Below are 20,131 nucleotides of genomic sequence, written 5' to 3'. Positions count from 1 at the left end.
CGCCCTTTGCGTCACAAGGCGTCCCGAAATTCCATTGGCCTGTTGCACGGCACCTTGCCGGCTTATAGCTACCTTAGCAGGCAATTCTCTTTGCGGCCTTAACGCGCAGTCCTAACCGCCTGGCAGAGACGGAAAACGGGGAAAACAATGGCAAATGCCCCCTTCAACGTGATGATCGTCGGCCAGGCGGGCCGCCTGCAGTATGAGGCGCTGCTGTTTGCCGCCTCGTTGCGCCACTGTTCCCCGGGGTTTGCCGGGCGCCTGTTTGTGGCGGTGCCGCAGCCGGGCCCGCTGTGGGACAAGGACCCCGGCATCCGCAATCAGGACGTCCTGCAGGCGTTGGCCGATCTGGGCGCAGAGATCCTGCCATTTGAAAGCAAGGTGTTCGGCGCCGCATACCCCTATGGCAACAAGATCGAGGCGCTGCAGGCGCTGCCCGAGGGCGAGCCGTTTGTGTTCTTCGACACCGACACGCTGATCACCGGCGAGCTGGCAGAGGTGCCGTTTGATTTCTCCCGCCCTTCGGCCTCGCTGCGGGTCGAGGGCACCTGGCCCAAGCCGACGCTCTACGGGCCCGGCTATGCGGGCATCTGGCAGTCGCTCTATACCCGCTTCGGCCTCGACTACCCGTCCAGCCTCGACCTCAGCCAGCCGGATGAGTTCTGGAAGCGCTACCTCTACTTCAATGCAGGCTTCTTCTACGGCGCCTGTCCGCGGGCCTTCGGCAAGCGGTTCCTGGTCTATGCGCAGTCGGTCAGGGACGATCCGCCGCCTGAGCTGGCGGGCCAGAGCCTGGATCCCTGGCTGGATCAGATCGTGCTGCCCCTGGTGATCCACTCTTTCGGCGGCGGCCGCGATGCGCTTCCCGCAGGCTATCTGGACGGCGAAACCAGCTGCCACTACCGGCTGTTCCCGCTGCTCTATGCGCGCGAAAGCGACCGCGTGGTGGAGGTGCTGCAAGAGGCCGCCGCGCCGAACCGGATTAAGAAGGTGCTGAAGGGCTGCGAGCCGATCAAGCGCATGGTCTATCAGGGGCGCGGCGGGAAAGTGCGGGCGCTGTTTGACCGCGAAAACCTGCCCCGGCGCGAGCAGGCGATCCGCAACAGGATCAAGTCCGAAGGCTTCTGGATGCGCTGAGGCGGATCAGCCCTGGATTGCCCGCTCGATACTGCGGGCAAATTGCAGCAGCCGTGCGTCCGACCCTCTTGGCCCGGTGATGTGCAGCCCCGCCGGCATTCCGTCCGCAGAGGTGCCGAAGGGGATCGAGATTGAGGGCAGCTCCATCGGCGGCGTCAGGGTGACCGTGCGCCAGTCCTCGGTAATCTCCCCGTCGCGCAGGTCAGCGGAAAACGGCATCCCCGTCGCGGTGGGCCAGAGGGCAAAGTCATAGCGCTCAAAGAAGGTGCAGACATCAGCCCAGACCCTGGCGCGGGTAGTCTGATAGGCGATCAGCTCCGCCAGGCCGCGCCCCTCGGCCTGGGCGCAGGCGGTGCGGTAGCTTTCGCCTGCCAGCGCCATGTCCGGCGCCAGCGCCGCGCGCAGCTGCAGCGCGCATTGGCCCCGGATGATGTCGCCATGCGCCATGAGCGGCTCCAGGGGCGGCGCGTCTTCCGCCACCTGCCAGCCCATCTCGCGGCAGAGCCTTTCAACCGGGGCAACCGCCGCTTGCACCGACGGCTCCACGCTTGCACCAAACGGCGACAGTGACAGCGCCGCCCGGCCTGTGCGCCGGGCAGGGGCCTCTTCCAGGTCCGCCAGCCGCGGCAGCTCCTGCCAGTACCCCAGCGGCTGGCAGGCCGCATTGCCCTGCATCACCTCCAGCATCAGCACCAGGTCCCGCACGTTCCGTGCCATAGGGCCCGGCACCGACAGCCCGTCAAACGGGGACGGATTCGGGCCATAGGGGATCAGGCCGGAGGTCGGGCGCATCCCCACAACCCCGCACCAGGCGGCAGGCGTGCGGGTGCTGCCGCCCAGGTCCGATCCATCGGCCAGCGCCGCCATGTTTGCCGCCAGCACAGCCGCCGCGCCGCCAGAGCTGCCAGCGACGGATTTCTCCGGGTCCAGCGGGTTGCGGGTGGTCCCCGATACCAGGTTGCTTGTCTGGCCGGACAGGGTGAACTCCGGCGTGTTGCTCTTGCCGGTTATCACCGCACCGGCTGCGCGCAGCCGGGCGACATGCAGCGCGTCATAATCCGGCACATGGGCTTCAAAGCTCTTGGACCCCCAGGTGGTGCGCAGTCCCTTGGTTTCAAAGCAATCCTTGATGGCAACCGGCAGGCCGTGCAGCGGGCCGGCAAACTCACCGCGTGCCGCCAGCGCATCCAGTTCTGCCGCGCGTGCCTCAGCCGCCTCCCAGTCCAGAGTGACAAAGGCGTTCACAGTGCCTTCCTGCGCTTCGGTCTGCGTCTTGTGTGCTGCCAGCACCTCACGGGCGCTCAGTTCACGCGCGCGCAGTTTGGCGGCCATCTCCTCGGCGCTGAGCGCAGTGATATCGGTCATGCGGCGGGTCTCCCGGTTCACGTGGCAGCGGTGCTGCCGCGACCCTAGGGAGACTGAACGCTTCACTCCGTCCTGAAACCGGCCTGAAAACCGCTCGTCAGCGACCTTGCCGCGATCAGCGGCGCAGCCAGCGGTGCACCGCGTCCTTGGCGCCGCGGCAGGCCTCCGCCAGCGAAGCCCCCTTGGCCAGCTGGCAGGCGATGGCGGTGGCCAGGCTGCATCCTGTGCCGCGTTTGGAGACTGCCAGCCGCGGCGCGGAGAAGCGCGTGACCGCGCCATCCGCTGTGAACAGCAGGTCGGTGCTCCGGGTGCCGGTGCCGTGCCCGCCCTTGACCAGCACGGCTTGCACTCCTTGTGCCAGCAGCGCAGCCGCTTGCGCCTCGACCGGGCCGCCAATACCGGTCAGCACCTCCAGCTCTGCCAGGTTCGGCGTGACCAGGGCCGCACGGCGCAGCAAGGCGCCAAACCCGTCCGCATCCATCAGTGTCCCGCCGGAGGTTGCCTTCAGCACCGGGTCCAGCACGACGGGAAGGCCGGCGGGCAGGGTGGCCGCCACAGCCTCCGCGACTGCGGCAGAGCCAAGCATGCCGATCTTCGCAGCCCCAGGTGCCGGGGGTGTTGCCAGGGCAGCGGACGCTTGATCCGCAACAGCCTGGGGCGCGCAGGGGTGGACGGACAGAACCGCCTCATCTGTCTGCACGGTGACGGCAGTCACCACCGGGCGCAGGGTGATGTCCAGGTCCGCGGCCATCGCCGTATCCCGCGTCAGCCCCGCTCCGCCGCTGCTGTCGGTGCCGCCAATGGCCAGAATGACCGTCACCAGCCATCTCCCGCCGCCAGCAACGCCAGGTTGCCATAGCCCGCCTGCCGCAGATCCTGCGCCGCCCCCCAGGCGCGCAGCCCGCTGCGGCAGCACAGCACGATCCGCCCCTCGCGCGGCAGCCCTGCCGCCGCCAGGTCCGCGCGGGCAACCCGCCGGGCCTGCGGCGCCGGCAGCTGCGGCGCCTCCGCGGCGCCGCGCAATTCGATCACCGTGTCCTGAGCCGTGATGTGGCTGGCAGCGATGAAGGGCAGGGCATCTTCCGGCTCCTCCGCTTCGTCAAAGCGGAAGGAACTCATCTGCAGCTCTCCGAGCCGGAAAACAAACAGCTGCCCCAGCGGCGAGGGCTGATGATCCAGCAGCGCCTTCAGCGCCAGTTGCGCCTGCAGGGCGCCGACCAAGCCCACCACCGGCCCCATCACTCCGGCGGTTGCGCAGGTCGCCGCCTGGGCGGGCAAGTCCGGGAAAACGGCACGCAGCGACGGCGCGCCGCCGCAGAAACCGCCGGCATAGCCGGACTGCCCCAGCGCCGAGGCGGAAATCAGCACGTTGCCCTGCCGCAGGCATTCATCCGAGAGGATATAGGATACCGCAAAACTGTCTGCCGCATCCACCACCAGATCGGCTTCCGCCACCATCCGCTCCGCGTTGGCTGCATTTAGGCGCAGAACCCGTGCCGTCACCTGTAGACCCGGATTGGCCGCCAGCAGGTGCTGCCGGGCGGCCTCCGCCTTGGGCAAACCGATGTCTGCGGTGGAGTAGAGCACCTGCCGGTGCAGGTTGCTTTCCTCCACCACGTCACCATCCATCACCGTGATCCGGCCCACGCCGGCGCCGCCCAGGTATTGCAGCACCGGGCAGCCGAGACCCCCGGCGCCAACTACCAGCACATGGGCGCGGGCCAGCCGCGCCTGGCCCTCCGCCCCCACTTCCGGCAGGATCGTCTGGCGTGCATAGCGGCTCATGCCTCTTCCCTGACCCGGCAGGCCTGTACCCACTCACGGGTGCGGGCCTCGGGATCCTCCGCCAGCTGGATATCGGTCACCACCGCCGCGCTGTCGGCGCCTGCGGCAAAGACCCCCGGAAGCCGCTCCGGTGTCAGCCCGCCGATCGCAACCAGCGGCACATCGCCCGCCATCTGCTTCCAGCGCGTGACCCGCTCCAGCCCCTGCGGCCCCCATTTCATCTTTTTCAGCAGCGTCGGATAGACCGGCCCCAGCGCCACATACTCCGGCCCGAGAGACAGCGCGCGGTCCAGCTCCGCCTCATCATGGGTCGACAGGCCGAACCGCACCCCCTTGCGGCGCAGCGCAGCAAAATCGGCGCTGTCCATGTCCTCCTGCCCCAGGTGCACGAAATTGCAATTGAGGTCCAAGGCCGCCTGCCAGTAGTCATTCACCACCAGCTGGCAGTTATGCACCGCGCAGAAGTCGCGGGCGCGGGCGATCTGGCGGCGCGCCTCACCCTCCGGCTCGTCCTTGATCCGCAGCTGCACCAGTTTAACCCCGTGGGGCACCAGCAGCTCCAGCCGCCCGACATGGCCTGTGATCAGATAAAACCGCTCCATCATGCAAACTCCGCCAGGCCCAGAACCGGGGTCGAGGGCACCGCCATATCGCGCCGCTCCATCACGCCGGCCTCATATCCCGCCCGGCCAGCCTCAACTGCCAGCGTCATTGCGCGGGCCATCCCCGCAGGGTCGCCGGCCTTGGCAACGGCAGTGTTCAGCAACACCGCATCCATGCCCAGCTCCATCGCCTGCGCAGCGTCCGAGGGCCGCCCGATCCCGGCATCGACAACCAGCGGCACCCCCGGGAAATGCGCCCGCATCGCGCGCAGGGCATCGGGATTGCGCAATCCCTGGCCGGAGCCGATCGGCGCCCCCCAGGGCATCAGCACCTCGCAGCCCGCCTCCAAGAGCTTCTCCCCCACCACCAGGTCGTCGGTGGTATAGGGAAAGACCTGGAAACCCTCGGCGCACAAAATGCGCGCGGCCTCGACCAGCCCGAACACATCCGGCTGCAGCGTGTCGGAATGGCCGATCACCTCCAGCTTGATCCAGGGCGTATCAAACAGCTCCCGCGCCATACGGGCGGTTGTCACCGCTTCCTGCACCGAATGGCAGCCCGCGGTGTTCGGCAGGATGCGGCAGCCGGTCTTCCGCAACTCCTGCCAAAAGGCCGTGCCGGACCCATCGGCGGTCTCCCGGCGCAGGGACACGGTGATGATCTCCGTGCCGCTGGCCTTCACCGCCTCCGCCAGCACCGCAGGCGACGGGTATTGCGCCGTGCCCAAAAGCAGCCGCGAGGTGATCTCTGTTCCGTAGAATTGCATCTCAGCCTCCCTGCATCGGGGCCAGGACTTCCAACTGGTCGCCCTCTGCCAGTTGCACTTCTGCCCGCTGGCCGCGGGCAATAAATGTGCCGTTCAGAGCGGTCGCAACAGAGGAACAGGCAAAGCCGAGTTCTCTCAGGGCAGATTGCAGGTCACTTGCCGAAACCTCATGCGGTTTGGCGTTCACGATGATCTTCATCTGATGTCTCCGGTAGCAGGTGGTCCGCGGCCTGCTGCGCCATCGCGGGCGCCAGCAGAAATCCGTGGCGGTACAACCCGTTAAGGTAAAGTGTGCCGTCCTGTTCAGTGAGCCGCGGCAGGTTGTCGGCAAAGGCCGGGCGCAGGCCTGCACCGGTCTCCACCACACTGGCCTCGGCAAAACCCGGGTGAAGGGCGAAGGCAGCACTCAGCAGTTCACTCAAGGACCGCAGGGTGATCGCACGGTCCGAGCTGCTCTCGATCATGGTGCCGCCGATCATGAAATACCCATCACCGCGGGGCACCAGGTACAGCGGCATCCGCGGGTGCAGCAGGCGCAGGGTGCGGCGGATCTCCAGCTCAGGGCAGTGCAGGATGGCCATCTCGCCCCGCACCGGACGCAAGCCGGGCAGGGGGGCGGACATCCCGGTGCAATCCAGCGTGACCCTGGCCGGCGCAGGGGTGCCGTAACGGATCTCCACCCCCAGTTCCTGCACCTTGGCGCTTAGGTCCCGCAGCGCGCGGCGCGGGTCCAGATGCGCCTCCTGTCCGAAGAACAGCCCCTGCGCAAACCGCCCCGCCAGTGCCGGCTCCAGTTCGCCGATCTCCGCCCCGTTCACCCCCCGGTGGCCGCTGGAGCGGCGGGCAAAACGGGTGAGCTCGGCCCGGTCGCGGGCAGGTGCCACCACCAGCGTGCCGCGCCTGTGGACGGTCGTGACCCTGGCCCACCAGTCGAAGGCGCGGCTGCCGAGGGTGATCACCTCCTCCTCGGCGCTTTCCCGTTCGCACCAGGGCGCCAGCATGCCGCCCGCAAAGCGCGCGACGCTGCTGTCCCCGAGGGTCTCGCCCCGCTCATAGACGGTGACCGCCGCCCCGCGCTGCGCCAGTTCATAGGCGCAGGCGAGGCCGGCAAGGCCTGCACCGGCGATGGTGATCATTCCGCGGGCTCCGCAGCCTCGGCGGCAGGCACATACAGCTCGCCACCCTCGCGGAACTTGGCGGCCATCGCCTCCATACCCTCTTTCTGCGCTTCCGAGCGGATGTCGTGCGAAATCCGCATGGAGCAGAACTTCGGCCCGCACATGGAGCAGAAATGCGCCACCTTGTGCGCCTGTTTCGGCAGTGTCTGGTCGTGGAACTCGCGCGCGGTGTCGGGGTCCAGCGACAGGTTGAACTGATCTTCCCAGCGGAACTCGAAACGGGCGCGGCTGAGGGCATCGTCGCGGCGCTGGGCGCCGGGCAGACCCTTGGCGAGGTCGGCTGCATGGGCCGCGATCTTATAGGTGATCACGCCTGTCTTCACGTCGTCACGGTCGGGCAGGCCCAGGTGCTCCTTGGGTGTCACGTAGCACAGCATCGCGCAGCCGAACCAGCCGATCATCGCCGCGCCGATGCCGCTGGTGATGTGGTCATAGCCCGGCGCGATGTCGGTGGTCAGCGGCCCCAGCGTGTAGAATGGCGCCTCGTGGCAGCACTCCAGCTGCTTGTCCATGTTCTCCTTGATCTTGTGCATGGCGACATGGCCCGGCCCTTCGATCATCACCTGGCAGTCCTTGGCCCAAGCGATTTTGGTCAGCTCGCCCAGGGTCTCCAATTCAGCAAATTGCGCCTCGTCATTGGCATCGGCGATGGAGCCGGGGCGCAGCCCGTCACCAAGCGAGAAGGAGACGTCATACTGGCGGCAGATGTCGCAGATTTCCTCGAAGTGCTCATAGAGGAAGCTTTCCTTGTGGTGATGCAGGCACCACTTCGCCATGATCGAGCCGCCGCGCGAGACGATCCCCGTCACGCGGTTCACCGTCATCGGCACCATATGCAGGCGCACGCCCGCATGGATGGTGAAATAGTCGACGCCTTGTTCCGCCTGCTCGATCAGCGTGTCGCGGAACACTTCCCAGGTCAGGTCCTCGGCGATGCCGTTCACCTTCTCCAGCGCCTGGTAGATCGGCACCGTGCCGATCGGAACCGGCGAGTTTCGCACGATCCATTCGCGGGTGTTGTGGATGTTGCGGCCGGTGGACAGGTCCATCACCGTGTCGGCGCCCCAGCGGATCGCCCAGACCAGCTTGTCGACCTCTTCCTCCATCGAGGAGGTGACGGCAGAGGTGCCCATATTGGCGTTGATCTTCACCTTGAAATTGCGGCCGATGATCATCGGCTCGATTTCCGGGTGGTTGATGTTGGCCGGGATGATGGCGCGGCCGACGGCGATTTCCTGGCGCACGAATTCCGGCGTCACGTAGTCGGGGATATTGGCGCCGAAGTCATTGCCGTCGCGGTTGCCGTGGCAGGGCGACAGCTCGCGCAGCTGGTTTTCGCGGATCGCCACGAACTCCATCTCCGGGGTGATTAGCCCTGCGCGGGCATAGGCCAGCTGGGTCGGCGCCTTGCCATCCTTGCCACGCAGCGGGGCGGGTTTCACCGGGAACTCCGGCGTCAGCCGGTCGCCTTCGACAAAGCCGTTGTCCTCGGGCTTCACGTCGCGGCCCTGGTAGCTCTCAACGTCGCCGCGCGCCTCGATCCACTGGCGGCGCAGCTGCGGCAGGCCCTGGCGGATGTCGGTCAGCACATCCGGGTCGGTGTAGGGGCCGGAGCTGTCATAGACCGGCAGCGGCGCCTCGCCCGCGGTGGGGTGAGTTGATATCTCGCGCATCGGCACGCGGATGTCCTCGTGGACCTCGCCGCTGACATAGATCTTGCGCGAGGCGGGCAATGCGCCCGTGGTGATTTTGGGGTTGGGGACGTTCATCTGGTGTTCCTCCGGGCCTTCGGTTCAAAAACACCAATTGAGCCGGGACGGAGGAAAACGGGCAGGGGGGTGTACAGCCGGTGTACGGCCGGTGCACGCATGCTGCCTGTTCGAAACACGGGTTGCCGCCGGGGCGCCGCGCCATGTTTCTTGCTTCCTACGCCAGTATCAACTGGGTCAGGTTCAAAGGGTCGCGCCGCCGGTCCGGGATGCCCCGCACCATGACGCCTCTCAGTCCCTTGGGCGGGACTCCCCTGCGTGCCTATAGGGCTAGGGGAGGTGCGGGGTTTGCGTCAACCGGAATCTTTGTAGATTATTTTTTGGCATTAATATCAGTCTGATATTGGCCTTATGGGCGGGTATTTGAGGCAAATCGCTGCAGCGCAGCTTTGATGCTTGATCGGTGGCTGCAAAATTATCTATAAAAACCGGAAACGCCATCCGCGCATGGCCAACAGGTATAGAGAACAGGAGACAGCATGCTGGACGCTGCACCCATCCGCACCGACTGGACCCGCGAGGAAGCGGAAGCGATTTATAACAAGCCTTTCATGGACTTGCTGTTTCAGGCGCACACCGTGCACCGGCAGTATTTTGACCCGAACCAGGTGCAGAAATCCAAGCTCCTCAGCATCAAGACCGGCGGCTGCGCCGAGGATTGCGCCTATTGCTCGCAGTCGGCACGCAACGGCGCGCAACTCTCGGCCTCCAAGCTGATCGAGGTGCAGCGGGTGATCGCCGAGGCCAAGAAAGCCAAGGAAGGCGGCGCGACCCGCTATTGCATGGGGGCCGCCTGGCGCTCGCCCAAGGACCGCGACATGGCTGCGCTGGAAGCGATGGTGCAGGGCGTCAAGGATCTGGGCATGGAAACCTGCATGACCCTGGGCATGCTGGACGAGGAGCAGGTGTTCCGCCTGCGTGATGCCGGTCTGGATTACTACAACCACAACATCGACACCTCCGAGCGCTACTATTCTGAGATCATCACTACCCGCACTTTTGCCGACCGCATCGACACCCTGAACCGGGTGCGCGAGGCGGGCATCAAGGTCTGCTCCGGCGGTATCGTCGGCATGGGCGAGCAGCAGCTGGACCGCATCGACATGATGCTGGCGCTGGCCACGCTGGAGGTGCACCCTGACTCGGTGCCGGTGAACATGCTGATCCCGATCGCCGACACGCCGCTTGCCAATGTCGAGAAGCTGGACCCGATCGAATTTGTGCGTTCCGTTGCGCTGGCCCGCATCCTGATGCCGAAATCGCACGTGCGCCTCTCCGCAGGCCGCACCGACATGTCGGACGAGATGCAGGCGATGTGCTTCTTTGCCGGGGCCAACTCGATCTTTGTGGGCGACACGCTGCTGACCGCGGACAACCCCGAAGAGGACAAGGACCAGCAGCTGTTCGACCGTCTGGGCATCACCGCCATGGCTGCGGGCTGCGACGGCAGCCGCTGATGGCAGGCGCCTTCCCAAGGCATGAGAAATCGCTGGAAGCGCTGCGCTCGCGCGGGCGCTACCGGCAGCTGATGCCGCGGGACGGGCATGACTTTGCCTCCAATGATTACCTCGGGTTGGCGGGCAGCGATGTGCTGCGTGCCGCAGCTGCCGATGCGCTGGCGCGGGGGGTGCCGGTCGGGGCAGGCGGCTCGCGCCTGTTGCGGGGCAACGACGCGGAGCATCAGCTGCTGGAGGCTGAGGCGGCCGCGTTCTTCGGCACCGAGACGGCGCTGTTCATGGGCGGCGGCTTCAATGCCAATCAGGCGATCTTTTCCACCCTGCCTAAGCAGGGGGATCTGGTGCTTTACGACGCGCTGGTCCATGCCAGCGCCCATGACGGGATGCGGCTGGGCCGGGCAGAGACGCGCAGCTTTGCCCATAGCGACGCGGAGGATGCCGCGCGTATTCTGAAAGACTGGCGCTCTGAAGGCGGCACCGGTCAGGTCTGGATCGCGGTTGAGGCGGTCTATTCCATGGACGGCGACCTTGCCCCGCTGGAGGCGCTGATGGCGCTGGCCGATGCCGACGGCGCCATGCTGGTGGTGGATGAGGCGCACTCAACGGGCGTGTTCGGCGACCTGGGCCGCGGGCTGGCACATGAAATTGCCCACCGCCCGAATGTCCTAAGTCTGCACACCTGCGGCAAGGCGCTGGGCGCCTCCGGCGCGCTGATCTGCGGCCAGCGGGTGCTGATCGAGACGCTGATCAACAAGGCGCGCGGCTTCATCTTTGCGACCGCCCCGTCGCCCTTGAACGCGGCACTGGTGCGGGCGGCCTTGCAGGAACTGCAACAGAACCCGGGCCGCCGCGAACAGGCGTGGCAGGGAATTACCCATGCGCAAAGCGAGGCGCAACGCCTGTGCGGGCTGGAAGGGTTCCAAAGCCAGATCCTGCCGGTGGTGATCGGCGACGACAAGCGCACCATGGCGCTGGCTTCGCGGATGCAAGGCCGCGGTTATGACATCCGCGGCATCCGGCCGCCGACAGTGCCGCGCGGCACCTCGCGGCTGCGGCTGTCGATCACGTTGAATACGGGGGCAGAGGTCATCACCCGGATGTTCGAAGACCTCGCCCGGGAAATGGAGACAACCCCATGAGCGCGCTGATCGTGACCGGAACCGATACCGGCATCGGCAAGACCATCTTCTCGGCCGGCCTGGTGCAGGCGCTGGGCGCCACCTATTGGAAGCCGGTGCAATCCGGGCTGGAAGAGGAGACGGACAGCCAGATCGTCTCCCGCCTGTCGGGCCGCCCGGCGCTGCCCGAGGGGTATCTGCTGCAGCTGCCCGCCTCGCCGCATCTGTCGGCGGAAGCCGAGGGCGTGGAGATCGACCCGGACGCGCTGTCTTTGCCTGAGGTGGACGGTACGCTCATCGCCGAAGGCGCAGGCGGTCTGATGGTGCCGCTGAACCGCAAGGTGCTGTACCTCGACCTGTTCGCCCGCTGGGGCGCGCCGGTGATCCTCTGCGCGCGGACCCAGCTGGGCACGATCAACCACACGTTGCTGTCGCTGAAGGCGCTGCGGGATGCGGGCTGCGCGGTTGTGGGTGTGGCCTTCATCGGCGATCCGGAGCCTGCGGTGGAGGAAACCATTTGCCAATTCGGCCAGGCGGCGCACTTGGGACGGCTGCCGGTCCTTGGTGAGCTGACCTCTGACGCGCTGGCCGTGGCGTTTCAAGCCAGCATCCGGGTCGATCTGATCAAGGAGGCCTTGGTATGAGTGCCGCAGACCTCTCCCAGCTGGAATTCGATCAGCAGCACCTCTGGCATCCCTACACCAATGTTGCCAAACCCGGCCCGACGTTCGTGGTGAAGGAAAGCGAGGGCGTGCACATAACGCTGGCGGACGGCACCCGGCTGATCGACGCCATGTCGTCCTGGTGGTGCATGATGCACGGCCACAGGAACCCGGCGATCACCAAGGCGATTCACGACCAGCTCGACACCCTGCCGCATGTGATGTTCGGCGGGCTGACCCATGATCCGGCCATCGACCTGGGCCGCAAACTGCTGGAGATCACCCCCGAAAGCCTCACCCGCATATTCTATTGCGACAGCGGGTCTGTCTCGGTCGAGGTGGCGATGAAGATGGCGGTGCAGTACCAGCACGCCATCGGCCAGCCGGACCGCAAGGAGTTCGCCACCATCCGCTCCGGCTATCACGGCGACACCTGGAAGGCGATGAGCGTCTGCGACCCGGATACCGGCATGCACCACCTGTTCCAGGGCGCGCTGAGCGTGCAGCATTTCGTCTCCCGCCCGCCGATCCGCATCCACGAAAAGTGGAATGACGATCCGGCCCGGAACGGCTTGGGTGAGCTGCGCGCGGTTCTGGAAGCCAACGCGCAAAAGATCGCCGCCTTCATTCTGGAACCCGTGGTGCAGGGCACCGGCGGCATGTATTTCTATCACCCGGAATATCTGAACCAGGCCCGTGCCATGTGCGACGAGCTGGGCATCCTCCTGATCTTCGACGAGATCGCCACCGGCTTCGGCCGCACCGGCGAGTTGTTTGCCACCAATTTCTGCACTGTCGAGCCGGATATCATTTGCCTCGGCAAGGGGCTGACCGGCGGCCATATCTCCTTTGCCTGCACCATGACCAACGACCGGGTGGCAGAGGGTATCGGCGGCGGCAACCCGGGCCTGTTCATGCACGGGCCGACCTATATGGGTAACCCGCTGGCCTGCGCGGCCGCAAAGGCTTCGCTGGACCTTCTTACCGGGCAGGACTGGCGCGGCACTGTGGCGGCCATCAGCGAACAGATGCAGGCCGAACTGGCCCCGGCCCGCGATCTGCCCAATGTGGCGGATGTGCGGGTGCTGGGCGCCATCGGGGTTATCGAGATGAAGCACCGCGTCTCGGCGGACGAGGCGCATGCGCGGGCGCATGAAATGGGCGTATTCCTGCGGCCCTTCGGCTGCAACATCTATACCATGCCCCCGTTCATCACCGCGCCGGAGCAGCTGAGCGAAATCACCGCAGGCATGCTGCGGCTGGCGCGGGAGCTGTAAGCCATGGAGTTCCGCTGGCTGAAACAGGACAGTGCAGCCGAGGCCATCGTGGTCTTCGGCGGCTGGGCTGTGGGGCCGGAGGTGTTCTGGCACCTGGACGGCCTGCAGGACATCCTGTTTGCAAGCGGCTACACCGGTCTGGATGCAGACCTGCCGGACCTGTCCGGCTACGAGCAGGTCAGCCTGCTGGCCTGGTCCTTCGGTGTGGCTTCTTACTCTCATTGGCAGCAGGGGCGGCCTGATCCGTTCCATCGCAAGGCGGCGGTGAACGGCAGCCTCAAGCCGGTGAACCGCGGCGCGGGCATTCCGCCAGCCGTGTTCCGCCGCACCGTGGAAACCCTGAGCCTGGACAGCTACCAGCAGTTCCTGGACCGGGTGTTCGGCGCGCCGCAAGAGGCCGAGGCGCTGGACGTTGAGGCCCGGCGCGCAGAACTTCTGGCGGTGGAGCGCCGCGGGGATGCTCCGCAAATGCGCTTTGACCGCGTCTGGATCAGTTCCGGCGACAAGATATTCCCGCCTGCCAATCTGGCCCGCGCCTGGGCCGGGCAGAACGTTTCGCATCTGGAGGCGCCGCATGCGCCGTTTGACCGGTTTGCACAGTGGGAGGAGCTGTTCTGATGAAGGACATCCAGCCGCCGCATCTGGATCAGACCCGTGTGCGCCAGAGCTTCCGGCGCGGGCTGGAGAGCTATCACGGCGCGGCCTCGGTGCAGGCGGAAATTGCCAGCCAGCTGGCGCAGATGCTGCAGGCGCAGGGCGCGCCGCGGCACTTCGGCAGCGTCCTGGAGTTCGGCTGCGGCACCGGCCACCTGACCCGTCAGCTGCTGCAGCGGTTCGGTGCGGACAGCCTGATCCTGAACGATCTGGTGCCGGAGGCCGCACAGGTGCTGCGGACGCTGGATAGCACCGCCGCGGCGCAGTCCCGGTTTGCAGCCGGCCCGATCGAATGCCTGCCGCTGCCGCATCAGCTGGACCTGATCGCCTCTGCCTCTACCGTGCAATGGATTCCCGGCCTGCCGGCGCTGATGGCCCGGCTGACAAACCATCTGAAGCCCGGCGGCTGGCTGGCGCTTTCGGGTTTCGGCCGCAGCCAGTTCCGTGAATTGGCGGCGCTGGGGTCCGACGCCGCGGCGCCCAGCTATCTGGATGCGGATGAATGGCCCGCCGCCCTGCCGGAGGATTTGGAGATCCTGCAGATCGAGCAGCGCCCGGTGGTTCTGGAGTTCGACTCTGCATTGCATCTGCTGAGGCACCTGCGCCGGACCGGGGTGAACGGCAACGCCCAGCAGGGCTGGAGCCGCAGGCAGCTGCGGTCTTTCGAGGACGCCTACCGCGAGCGGTTCGGCCGAGGCGGCAAGCTGCCGCTGACCTATGATCCGGTGCTGCTGGCGGCGCGGCGCACAGGCTGACGCGCAAGCGTTCTTGAAGCAAGTTTTAGGTTTTTTTCTATTCGATGGCGCGGCCGTTCCCGCCCCCCGTTAATCTTTGTCAACTCCCGCCTGATACGCCGGTTCCCGGAGCTGCGCTGAAGTGCAGCGCGTGGGACGACTGGCAGTACGGGAGTAACGCCAATGAAAATGAATGTGATTGCCGCGGCCTTTGCGGCGCTGGCGGTTTCGGGGGCCGCCGAAGCAGCTGATATGGGGGATGTGGGAACTCCGATCCGGCTGTCGCTGAACAATTGGACCGGCCAGCACCTGTCCACCTATATCGCCGGCGGCATTCTGGAAGAGGCCGGCTATACCGTCGAATATGTCGAGGCGGATCAGAGCGCCTTGTATGAGGAAATCGCCAATGGCGATGTCCATGCGATGGTGGAGATCTGGACCAGCAGCGACCCGGAAGAATACTTCGATCTCGTGGATGAAGGACGGCTCGAAAACCTGGGGGACATGGGGCTGGACGCGCGCAACGGGGTGGTCTTCCCGCCCTATGTGGCGCAGATGTGCCCAGGCCTGCCCAATTGGGAGGCGCTGCGCGACTGCGCGGGCATCTTCTCAAAGGATGGCAAGGGCAAGCGCGGCATCTATCTGGCCTACCCGGAATCCTGGGGATCGCCCGGGGCCGACCGGATCCGGGCGCTGGACCTGCCGTTTGACGTGGTCGCCGCCGAATCCGAGGCGGCGATGATCGAGGCCTTCCAGATCGCCTACCGCGAGAAGCGTCCGGTGATCTCCACCTTCTGGGCGCCGCATTGGGCGATGTCCTCTTACGCGCTGCAGTTCGTCCGCCTGCCCAAGCCGGAGCCTGCCTGCTACTCCGATCCTTCCTGGGGGCCGAACTCCAAGGCCACCGGCGATTGCGACTTCTACCGCGGCGGCGTGGTCAAGGCGAGCTGGCCGGAGCTCAAGGACCGCTGGCCTGCCGCACACGAGATCCTAAAGAACTACGAGCTGAGCATCTGGGACCAGCAGCCGCTGATCGGACTGGTGGATGTCCGCGGCGAGACCCCGCAGGGGGCGGCACGCGGCTGGCTGGCGGTGAACCGCGCCAAGTGGATGCCTATTGTCGAGGAGGCCACCGGCAAAGCCCGGTCCTGACCCGCGCAATTCCCCCCAAACTCCGAAACAGCGCTCCCGCGATGCAGGGGCGCTGTTTTGCTGTCCGGGCATCCGTGTTGCGGCCCTGAAAGCAGCTGCGGTAAGCCCTGCGGAGCAGGGGCAGGTGATTCCGGAACTTGTGTGTTTGCACAAAAACTTGAACCGTCAATCAAAAAATTTCACCTTTTACGCCGCTATCGCTCGACAAAGTGTCGTAATATGTTCCAATACTTGCATTATCCCCGGCCACACTTGAGCCACTGGCACCTGCAGGCAAGAAGAAGACAAGCCAAAACGCCGGACAGGTGCCATGAGCCGCCGGGTTCCAAAGGCGCGCCAAGCCGGACAACCGGCGGCGCAACAACAATGACAGGGAGAATTGATATGAACTTCAAGGGATACGCGCTGGCACTGGGTGCTGCAACGATGACGGTTGCTGCGGGCATCGCCTCCGCCGCCGAACTCGGCGACACCAGCAAGCCGATCAAACTGGCGGTGAACGAATGGACCGGCCAGCATGTGACTACCCATATCGCGGGCGAGATGCTGAAGGCCGCGGGCTATGATGTGGAATATGTCTCTGCCGGGATGATGAACCAGTTCCAGGCGATTGCCGATGGCGACATCCACGCGACGCTGGAAATCTGGTCTTCCAACGTGTCCGACGAATACGCCAAGAAGGTTGAGGAAGGCACCGTCGTCGAGCTTGGCGATCTGGAGCTGAACGCGCGCGAAGGCATCGCCTATCCGGCCCATGTGGCCGAGATCTGCCCCGGCCTGCCGGCCTGGGAGGCGCTGAAGGACTGCGCCGCGCAATTCGCCACCGCCGAAACCCTGCCCGAAGGCCGCCTGGTTGACTATCCGGCCGACTGGGGCACCCCGGGCGCCGACCGCATGACCGGCCTGGCGCTGCCGTTCAAGGCCGTGCCTGCAGGTTCCGAGGCAGCGCTGATCGTCGAGCTGCGTGCAGCCACCGAACGCAAGACGCCGCTGTTGATCACCTTCTGGCAGCCGCATTGGGCGATGTCGGCTTATGACGTGAAATTCGTCGACCTGCCGCCGGGAGAGGATGCCTGCTTCAACGATCCGGCCTGGGGCCCGAATCCGGACGCGGTGAACGACTGCGACTTCTCGCCTTCGCGCATCTTCAAGGCCGCCTGGTCCGGCACCGCGGAAACCTGGCCTGCCGCTTATGAGATCCTGTCCAACTATACACTGGCCGTGGAAGACCAGCAGCCGATGATGGGCGCGATTGACGTGGACGGCGGCAAGGTCGAAGAGGTGGTTGCCGAATGGATGACCGCCAACGAGGACAAGTGGCGCCCGGTTGTCGACGCCGCCATCAACTGAGCTGCACACTGTGAGCGGCTCTGAGACGCCTGCCATCACCTGCCGGAATGTCTGGCAGGTGTTTGGCAACAACGCAGACAGCGCCTTGAAGGAGGCGCTGTCGCGGCACGAAGCACCCGAAGCTGCTGCGCAGGAGCTGCGCGGCAAGGGTCTGATCCCGGCGGTTCAGGATGCCTCCTTTGATGTGAAGGAGGGGGAGCTGTTTGTGATCATGGGGCTGTCCGGTTCCGGCAAGTCCACCCTGATCCGCTGCATCTCGCACCTGCTGCATGCCACCGGCGGCGAAATCCGCATCGACGGCGAAAACATCGTCGAGGCCAGCCCCAAGCGGCTGATCGAGCTGCGCCGCAAGAAGCTGGGCATGGTGTTCCAGCACTTCGGCCTGTTCCCGCATATGACCGTGGCCGAAAATGTCGCCTACCCGCTGCGGGTGCAGGGGGTGAAGAAGAAGCAGCGGCTGGCCAAGGCGCAGGAGGTGATCGAGCTGGTTGGCCTCGGCGGGCGCGAAAAGAATTTCCCGCGTGAACTCTCAGGCGGCCAGCGCCAGCGCGTCGGCATTGCCCGCTCGCTGGTGGCCGATTGCTCGGTCTGGTTCCTGGATGAACCCTTTTCGGCGCTGGACCCGCTGATCCGGCGGCAGCTGCAGGATGAGTTCCTGGAGATCCAGGCCAAGCTGAAGACCACCATCGTCTTCATCACCCATGACATCAACGAGGCGCTGAAGCTGGCCGACCGCATCGCCATCATGCGCGACGGCAAGGTGGTGCAGATCGGCACCCCCGCCGATATCGTGCTGCGCCCGGTCGATGACTATGTGCGCGAGTTTTCCAAGGACGTGGCCAAAGGGCAGCATGCGCGTGTGTCTTCGGTGATGCAGGAAGGCGAACACCATGTCTACGGCGCCGACGATCCCGGCCTGCGCCAGGATATGACGCTGGATGCGGCCCTGGCGCGCTGCATGGAGCTGTACGAGCCGGTGCCCGTCCGCACGGATGACGGCAAACTGGTCGGCGTGGTGAACCCTGCAGACCTCGCTGCCGCGCTGCAGGTGGAGCAGGGCTGATGGCGTCTCTCTCGAAAGGCTCGATTGCGGCGCTGATCGCGGCGGCGGTGGGTGCCCTGTGCCTGCTACTGGAAAGCAGCCTGCCGTGGCTGGTGAAATTCCCCGCCGCCTGGGTGCTGCCCGCCACCGACTGGGTCGGGGCTGCCATGGAGTGGTTCCTGGCGCTAATCAAACCAACAGCCCGCGCTTTCTCGGCACTGATGTTCTACCCGATGGAAGCCGCCAACTACGTGCTGAGCCACACGCCCTGGCCGCTGGTAATCTGCGCCACCACGGCGCTGGCCTGGATGCTGGGCGGCCTGCGGATGGCTCTCATGTCTGTTGTGGGTCTCGGCTTTGTGCTGGCGTCGGGCTATTGGCCCGAAAGCATGAACACCCTGGCGCTGGTTGCTGTCTCGGTGCCCTTGGCGCTGATCATCGGCGGCGGCATCGGCATCCTCGCCAATGAATACCCCCGCATCCGCCAGCCGGTGCAGGCGGTGCTGGACATCATGCAGACGGTGCCGACCTTTGCCTATCTCACACCCTTGCTGGTGCTGTTCGGCTTTGGTCCTGTGGTGGGCCTCATCGCCTCGGCGATCTACGCGGCGCCGCCGATGGCGCGAAACGTGCTGTTGGGTCTCGAGCGGGTGGAGCCCGAAATCAAGGAGGCCGCCATCATGGCCGGCGGCACCCGCCTGCAGCAGCTGTTCCAGTGCGAGATCCCCTCCGCCGGGCAGCAGATCATGGTGGGCGTCAACCAGTGCCTGATGGCGGCGCTGTCGATGGTGATCATCGCCGCTGTGATCGGTGGCTTTGACGACATCGGCTGGGAGGTCCTCTTGACCATGCGCAAGGCCCAGTTCGGGCAGAGCCTGCTGGCGGGCCTGGTGATTGTGATTTTTGCGATCCTGATCGACCGGATGAGCGGCACCCTGACCCAGGACCGCCGCGACAAGCACGATGTGCGCGTTGCCTGGGGCATTCTGGCACTGGGCGTGGCGGTGAGCGCCGCTTTCTGGAGCAGCGTTCAGCAGCCCGGAACCTATGGCCTGTTCAACCCGGTGGCGGACAGCGTCGACCGGGGGCTGTCTTCCTTCACCAGCGCCAATGCGGAGTTTCTGACTGCGCTCAAGAACAACGTGCTGTTCTATGTGCTGCTGCCAATGCGGATCGGGCTGGACCAGGCGGTTCTGCCCTTCACCTGGGGTTTTGCCTGGACCCCGGCGATGAGTGCGGCGCTGTTTGCGGCGGGCGCTGTTGCCGGCGTGGTCTTTGCATTGCGTGGACAGATGGCGCTGGGCGTGATGCTGCTGATTGCGGCAGGGATGCTGGAAACCGGCATTTCGCAGCTGCCCTGGCCCTTTGTGCTGGTGGGCGCAGGCGCGCTGGCCTGGGTCGCTGGCGGCCGCGGTCTGGCCATCCTCACCGTGGTGCTGCTGGGCACCATCCTGCTGTCCGGTCTGTGGGAGCGGGCGCTGCTGTCGCTCTACCTTTCTGGCGCTGCGGTGTTCGCCTGCGCGGTGATGGGCGGCGCCATCGGCTTGGCCTCGGCGGTCTCGCCGGGCGTCTGGCGGGTGGTGCGCCCGGTCTGCGACATGCTGCAGACCATTCCGCTGTTCGTGTTCCTGATCCCGGTGCTGATGGTGTTCCAGATCGGCGAGTTCTCCGCCTTCCTGGCGATCATCGCCTATGCCATCGTGCCGATGATCCGCTACACCCGGCACGGGCTGGTCTCGACGCCGGAAGAGATGATCGAGGCAGCAACCGCTTCCGGCGCCACAAAGTGGCAGATGCTCAAGGATATCCGCGCGCCTTATGCGGCACCTTCTATCCTTTTGGGGCTGAACCAGACCATCCTCTATGCCTTTGCGATGCTGGTCATTGCTGCGCTGATCGGCACCACCGGCCTCGGCCAGTCGATCTATCTGGCGCTGGGGCAGGCGGATGTGGGGCTGGGCATCTCTGCCGGCGCGGCGATGGCGATCCTCGCCCTGATCGCCGACCGCATGGTGCAGGGGTTTGCAGAGGAGCGGCGCAAGGCCCTGGGTCTGTAGCGGTCCTCAACTCCAGCAGTGAAGG

General features: G+C 65.7%; 19 protein-coding genes and 1 riboswitch. Of the genes, 11 read left to right on the top strand and 8 right to left on the bottom strand.

The features are described from left to right. The first annotated feature begins 147 nt into the window (after window positions 1-147). Window positions 148-1,137, top strand: coding sequence for a hypothetical protein (locus AB1A62_RS11100; RefSeq protein ID WP_366661549.1), 990 nt, complete (start codon window positions 148-150; stop codon window positions 1,135-1,137). Between the two features lie 6 nt (window positions 1,138-1,143). Here AB1A62_RS11100 and AB1A62_RS11095 read toward each other — a convergent pair whose 3' ends face one another. From AB1A62_RS11095 to thiC, 8 genes are all read right to left on the bottom strand, one after another. Beyond that, window positions 1,144-2,502 carry an amidase family protein gene (locus AB1A62_RS11095; protein ID WP_366661548.1) on the bottom strand — a complete coding sequence of 453 codons (1,359 nt, stop codon included), beginning with the start codon at window positions 2,500-2,502 and terminating at the stop codon, window positions 1,144-1,146. 115 nt (window positions 2,503-2,617) lie between these two features. Next, the gene (locus AB1A62_RS11090; protein ID WP_366661547.1) at window positions 2,618-3,322 is read right to left on the bottom strand and encodes a hydroxymethylpyrimidine/phosphomethylpyrimidine kinase; all 705 of its coding nucleotides are present in this window, start codon (window positions 3,320-3,322) and stop codon (window positions 2,618-2,620) included. Continuing rightward, a complete protein-coding gene (locus tag AB1A62_RS11085) occupies window positions 3,319-4,287 on the bottom strand; it encodes a HesA/MoeB/ThiF family protein (protein WP_366661546.1) in 969 nt (322 codons plus the stop codon). Before AB1A62_RS11085 ends, AB1A62_RS11090 begins: the two co-directional genes overlap by 4 nt. Beyond that, the gene (locus tag AB1A62_RS11080) at window positions 4,284-4,889 is read right to left on the bottom strand and encodes a thiamine phosphate synthase (RefSeq protein ID WP_366661614.1); all 606 of its coding nucleotides are present in this window, start codon (window positions 4,887-4,889) and stop codon (window positions 4,284-4,286) included. Before AB1A62_RS11080 ends, AB1A62_RS11085 begins: the two co-directional genes overlap by 4 nt. Then, window positions 4,889-5,656 carry a thiazole synthase gene (locus AB1A62_RS11075; RefSeq protein ID WP_366661545.1) on the bottom strand — a complete coding sequence of 256 codons (768 nt, stop codon included), beginning with the start codon at window positions 5,654-5,656 and terminating at the stop codon, window positions 4,889-4,891. Before AB1A62_RS11075 ends, AB1A62_RS11080 begins: the two co-directional genes overlap by 1 nt. 1 nt (window position 5,657) lies before the next feature. Next, the gene (gene thiS, locus AB1A62_RS11070; RefSeq protein WP_366661544.1) at window positions 5,658-5,855 is read right to left on the bottom strand and encodes a sulfur carrier protein ThiS; all 198 of its coding nucleotides are present in this window, start codon (window positions 5,853-5,855) and stop codon (window positions 5,658-5,660) included. After that, complete coding sequence (locus AB1A62_RS11065) at window positions 5,824-6,792, bottom strand: FAD-dependent oxidoreductase (RefSeq protein ID WP_366661543.1); 969 nt, start codon at window positions 6,790-6,792, stop codon at window positions 5,824-5,826. Before AB1A62_RS11065 ends, thiS begins: the two co-directional genes overlap by 32 nt. Further along, window positions 6,789-8,603, bottom strand: a complete 1,815-nt coding sequence (thiC, locus tag AB1A62_RS11060) for a phosphomethylpyrimidine synthase ThiC (protein WP_366661542.1) — start codon at window positions 8,601-8,603, stop codon at window positions 6,789-6,791. The genes AB1A62_RS11065 and thiC overlap by 4 nt, the downstream gene beginning before the upstream one ends. A 137-nt stretch (window positions 8,604-8,740) precedes the next feature. After that, window positions 8,741-8,869, bottom strand: a riboswitch (TPP riboswitch). Window positions 8,870-9,082: 213 nt separating this feature from the next. On the opposite strand from thiC, the gene bioB reads away from it, so the two are divergent. From bioB to AB1A62_RS11010, 10 genes are all read left to right on the top strand, one after another. Next, a complete protein-coding gene (bioB, locus tag AB1A62_RS11055; protein WP_008556688.1) occupies window positions 9,083-10,060 on the top strand; it encodes a biotin synthase BioB in 978 nt (325 codons plus the stop codon). Continuing rightward, a complete protein-coding gene (locus AB1A62_RS11050; RefSeq protein WP_366661541.1) occupies window positions 10,060-11,199 on the top strand; it encodes an 8-amino-7-oxononanoate synthase in 1,140 nt (379 codons plus the stop codon). Before bioB ends, AB1A62_RS11050 begins: the two co-directional genes overlap by 1 nt. Then, window positions 11,196-11,822 carry a dethiobiotin synthase gene (gene bioD / locus AB1A62_RS11045; protein WP_366661540.1) on the top strand — a complete coding sequence of 209 codons (627 nt, stop codon included), beginning with the start codon at window positions 11,196-11,198 and terminating at the stop codon, window positions 11,820-11,822. The genes AB1A62_RS11050 and bioD overlap by 4 nt, the downstream gene beginning before the upstream one ends. Next, a complete protein-coding gene (gene bioA / locus AB1A62_RS11040; protein WP_366661539.1) occupies window positions 11,819-13,117 on the top strand; it encodes an adenosylmethionine--8-amino-7-oxononanoate transaminase in 1,299 nt (432 codons plus the stop codon). Before bioD ends, bioA begins: the two co-directional genes overlap by 4 nt. Before the next feature lie 3 nt (window positions 13,118-13,120). Next, a complete protein-coding gene (locus AB1A62_RS11035) occupies window positions 13,121-13,735 on the top strand; it encodes a pimeloyl-ACP methyl esterase BioG family protein (RefSeq protein ID WP_366661538.1) in 615 nt (204 codons plus the stop codon). Continuing rightward, entirely contained in the window at window positions 13,735-14,526 is a 792-nt protein-coding gene (gene bioC / locus AB1A62_RS11030) for a malonyl-ACP O-methyltransferase BioC (protein WP_366661537.1), read from the top strand. Before AB1A62_RS11035 ends, bioC begins: the two co-directional genes overlap by 1 nt. Window positions 14,527-14,688: 162 nt before the next feature. After that, a complete protein-coding gene (locus tag AB1A62_RS11025; RefSeq protein WP_366661536.1) occupies window positions 14,689-15,657 on the top strand; it encodes an ABC transporter substrate-binding protein in 969 nt (322 codons plus the stop codon). A 384-nt stretch (window positions 15,658-16,041) separates the two neighbouring features. Next, window positions 16,042-17,007, top strand: coding sequence for an ABC transporter substrate-binding protein (locus tag AB1A62_RS11020; RefSeq protein WP_366661535.1), 966 nt, complete (start codon window positions 16,042-16,044; stop codon window positions 17,005-17,007). A 10-nt stretch (window positions 17,008-17,017) separates the two neighbouring features. Further along, complete coding sequence (locus tag AB1A62_RS11015; protein ID WP_366661534.1) at window positions 17,018-18,070, top strand: betaine/proline/choline family ABC transporter ATP-binding protein; 1,053 nt, start codon at window positions 17,018-17,020, stop codon at window positions 18,068-18,070. After that, a complete protein-coding gene (locus AB1A62_RS11010) occupies window positions 18,070-20,106 on the top strand; it encodes an ABC transporter permease subunit (protein ID WP_366661533.1) in 2,037 nt (678 codons plus the stop codon). Before AB1A62_RS11015 ends, AB1A62_RS11010 begins: the two co-directional genes overlap by 1 nt. Window positions 20,107-20,131: the final 25 nt, after the last annotated feature.

The sequence above is a fragment of the Leisingera sp. JC11 genome (assembly GCF_040704725.1).
Lineage (GTDB): Bacteria > Pseudomonadota > Alphaproteobacteria > Rhodobacterales > Rhodobacteraceae > Leisingera.
Note: the sequence above shows the minus strand (reverse complement) of the source record. Positions and strands in the feature narration are given on the sequence as shown.